This is a genomic window from Roseateles sp. P5_E8, from assembly GCF_054177665.1.
In genome coordinates this window covers 1-567 of sequence record NZ_JBGCUM010000151.1, presented here as the reverse complement: position 1 = coordinate 567, position 567 = coordinate 1, and the positions used below count along the sequence as shown (strand labels likewise).

At 67.5% G+C, this 567-nt stretch carries 2 protein-coding genes; one reads left to right on the top strand and one right to left on the bottom strand.

The window, feature by feature from the left end; translation table 11 throughout:
* Positions 1-189: response regulator transcription factor (locus tag ACXRVZ_RS27725; RefSeq protein ID WP_458233148.1), on the top strand; the 189-nt coding region annotated here is incomplete at its 5' end.
* A gap of 49 nt (positions 190-238) precedes the next feature.
* Here ACXRVZ_RS27725 and ACXRVZ_RS27720 read toward each other — a convergent pair.
* A partial coding sequence (locus ACXRVZ_RS27720) for a delta-60 repeat domain-containing protein (protein WP_458233147.1) occupies positions 239-567 on the bottom strand: 329 nt, incomplete at its 5' end.

Sequence of the window (567 nt, the reverse complement as noted above, 5' to 3'; positions counted from 1 at the left end):
GTGCTCGAGCGCATGGCTTGCGGCGACAGCAACAAGGTGATCGCGCGCACGTTCGATCTGAGCCCGCACACGGTCAAGCGCCATGTGGCGAACATTCTCGGCAAGCTCGGAGTCGAGACCCGCGGCCAGGCCGCCGCGCGCTGGCGCCAACACGACAGCGAACACGACGAAAGGCGCCGGGCCCCGTGAAGGGCCCGGCGCCTGCCGGATTCGATGCCGATCTTCCGGCATCACTGTTTCAGTGCCAGTAGCGGGTCACCGCGAAGTCGTAGTTCGCATCGTTGGCCGAGCCGGCGACGATGCTGCGCACGGTCGGAACACGGTCGTCGATCTGCAGCAGGATCGCGCGCCCGGTGTCGTCCTTCGTGCCCGGGGCGACCGGCGTGATCGTCATGCCGGCGGTGCCGAAGCTGGCGTCGAGTACGCCGGCGGTCGTGTAGCGGGCCACGACGAAGTCGGCGCTCGAACTGTTGCCGCTGTAGACCCAGCCACCGACGACGACCTTGCCGTCATCCTGGCGGACCACAGCCGTGGCCGTGTTCCAGTTGATCGCGCTGACCTTCGTGA